The sequence below is a fragment of the Deltaproteobacteria bacterium genome, from assembly GCA_009929795.1.
Classification (GTDB): domain Bacteria; phylum Desulfobacterota; class Desulfovibrionia; order Desulfovibrionales; family Desulfomicrobiaceae; genus RZZR01.
The window spans coordinates 1-2,885 of sequence record RZZR01000235.1 but is presented as its reverse complement, the minus strand read 5'-3'; the positions used below and the strand labels follow the sequence as shown (position 1 = coordinate 2,885).

General features: G+C 57.9%; 2 protein-coding genes. One reads left to right on the top strand and one right to left on the bottom strand.

The window, feature by feature from the left end; translation table 11 throughout:
- Positions 1 to 424: 424 nt before the first annotated feature.
- Complete coding sequence (locus EOM25_13605; protein ID NCC26209.1) at positions 425 to 790, top strand: CGGC domain-containing protein; 366 nt, start codon at positions 425 to 427, stop codon at positions 788 to 790.
- Positions 791 to 878: 88 nt separating this feature from the next.
- Here EOM25_13605 and glgB read toward each other — a convergent pair whose 3' ends face one another.
- Positions 879 to 2,789: a 1,4-alpha-glucan branching protein GlgB gene (glgB, locus tag EOM25_13600; GenBank protein NCC26208.1), complete on the bottom strand. Its 1,911-nt coding sequence runs from the start codon at positions 2,787 to 2,789 to the stop codon at positions 879 to 881.
- Positions 2,790 to 2,885: the final 96 nt, after the last annotated feature.

Below are 2,885 nucleotides of genomic sequence, written 5' to 3'. Positions count from 1 at the left end.
GTGGGGTGGAGTTTGAGACGGACGGTGCGTTTCATAAATCATATATGCAATAGTTTTGTACAAATGTCAAGAGGAAATAGGAGGCGGCGCTTCCTCCCCCACCTGAAGGAAGGGGTCTCCGCGCCGAAGATTGATGAAAATCGCGAGGACTTCCGAAGATCGATCCGGGAGTGAAGGTCTAATTCTTGAAATTCAGATGAACCGGCATGGCCACCTCCACCGTCACGTTTTCTTCAATCCCTACGTCCATTATCACTGGCCGACAACTGATTTCTCCTGATCGGCAAGGAAAATACCCAAATTTCGGTCGTCCGAGTACCCTCTTGATCAAAGTTCGCCTTCTCTTGCCGGTGGTTCGATTCGGGTCTATGTCAAACGGGTTTTGTATCGTTTTACAACACTATCACGGCGAGGAGATTGAAGAATGGAAAAAATTTTGATCATCGGTTGCAAGAATACCATGGATGATGTCTGTATCGGCTGTTCGCGATGCCTGGTGGCCTTTAACCGCCGCACCGGGGTGTTTGAAATATACGATGGAGTCGAGGCGGAAATCGTAGGTATGGTGGGATGCGGAGGATGCCCGGCTCCGGCCATCGTCACCCGCCTGATGCAGGTCAAGCTCTGGAATGCGCCCATGAACGAAAAACCGACCGTCATCCACATCGCTCCTTGCATTGCCGAGCAATGCCCGTACAAAGCGGAGATCATCAAGAAAATAACGGCCAAGGCCGGCATCAAGGTCATTGAGGGCACCCACCCCTACGTTCCCTCGGACATCTTTGCCTAACCCGCCTTCAAGACCCTCTGAAGGCCCGGATGTCGTCCGGACGGACCGGATCAGAACCCCGGCCCCCGATTCCGGGAGCCGGGGTTCTTCAGTCTTCCGGAACCAGAAACAACACTCCCAATGGCGGAAGCACAAGTTCCAGACAGAATTCCCGACCATCTTCCCGCTCGTTTTTGGCCGAAACTCGTCCCATGTTGCCCATGCCGCTTCCACCATACACGGACGCATCGCTGTTAAGAGCCTCCCGCCACAAGCCGGGCCGGTCCACGCCCACCCGGTAGCCTTCCCGGGGCACGGGCGTGAAGTTGCAGACCACTACGACCTCTCCCCCGGCATCGTCCCGGCGAATGAACCCCAACACACTCTGGTCCGAGTCATGGCAGTCGATCCACTCGAATCCGGCCGGTGAGAAATCCCGCTTATACATGGCCGGGTGTTCGAGCCGGAAGCGGTTCAAATCCCTGACCCAGGTCAGGATCCCGGCATGGGCCGGTTCGGCCAGCAAATGCCAGTCCAGGCTCCGATCGTGGTTCCACTCCCGCCACTGGCCAAATTCTCCGCCCATGAACAGAAGCTTCTTGCCCGGCTGGCCATGCATGTAGCCTAGAAGCAGGCGCAGGTTGGCCAGCTTCTGCCAGTCGTCCCCGGGCATGCGTCCGGCCAGGGAACATTTGCCGTGAACCACCTCGTCGTGAGACAGGGGCAAAATGAAGTTCTCGGACCAAGCATACATGATGCTGAAGGTCAGGCTGTTGTGATGGTACTTGCGATGGACGGGATCCTTGGCGAAATAGTCCAGAGTGTCGTTCATCCACCCCATATTCCACTTCATGCCGAATCCCAGGCCTCCGAGATAGATGGGCCGGGAGACCATCGGCCAGGAAGTCGATTCCTCGGCCATGGTCTGCACGTCGGGATATTCGGCATAGACCGCCCGGTTGAGTTCCCGCAAAAATTCGATGGCCTCCAGATTCTCGTTTCCCCCGTGCTCGTTGGGAATCCATTCACCATCCTTGCGGGAATAGTCCAGGTAGAGCATGGAGGCCACGGCGTCCACCCGCAGGCCGTCGATATGGAATTGGTCCAACCAGTAGAGGGCGCTGGAAAGGAGAAACTCACGGACCTCGTTACGGCCGTAGTTGAAGAGATAGCTCTTCCAGTCCGGATGGAAACCCTTGCGGGCATCCTTGTGCTCGTAGAGATGGGAGCCGTCGAAATAGGCCAGGCCATGCTCGTCGGCGGCAAAATGCGAGGGCACCCAGTCTAGGATGACCCCGATACCCTGCCGATGGAGGTAATCGACGAAGAACCGAAAATCGTCCGGGGTGCCGTACCGGGACGTGGGCGCGAAGTAGCTCGTGGCTTGGTAGCCCCAGGATCCGTAAAAGGGATGCTCGTTCACGGGCATGAGCTCAACATGGGTGAACCCATTTTCCAGAGCATGGGAGGCCAGCTCCCGAGCCAGGGTTTTGTAGTCCAGAACCTTGTCCGGGTCGTCCGGGGAACGGCGCCAGGATCCCAGATGGATCTCGTAGATGGAACAGGGTGCGTCCAGGGCATTCTTCTTCCACCGCTCGGCCATCCAGTCCCCGTCGGACCAGGAATATTCCGACTTCCAGATTCGGGAGGCCGAACGGGGCGGTTCCTCGGCGGCAAAGGCGAAAGGGTCGGCCTTGTCCACGGTGTACCACATGTCCCGGGCGCTAACGTGGAATTTGTAGGTCTGCCCGGGCATGGCCCCGGGCACGAATCCCTCCCAGATGCCCGATTCGTCCGCGCGGATTGCCAGCGGATTCGCCCCCCGTTCCCAAGAATTGAAATCGCCGCTCACGGACACGAAGCTCGCATTGGGGGCCCACACGGCGAAAAAAGTCCCGCCCTGGCCGTCCACGGCCATGGGATGGGCCCCGAACTTGTCATACAGACGGTAGTGCCGCCCTTCACGGAACAGGTAGACGTCATGGTCGGACATCAGGGACATAGGTATGGTCGATGGCATGGCGGATTCCTCGCTTATGGGGGGGGGCCGATTTCAAAATTCGAGGTGGCGCAAGGTCCGCGGAAAGGGAATGACGTCCAGGATATTCGTGATGCC

Coding starts and splice junctions, on each gene's coding strand:
- EOM25_13605 (NCC26209.1), top strand. CDS start 425: ATGGAAAAAATTTTGATCATCGGTTGCAAGAATACCATGGATGATGTC.
- glgB (NCC26208.1), bottom strand. CDS start 2,789: ATGCCATCGACCATACCTATGTCCCTGATGTCCGACCATGACGTCTAC.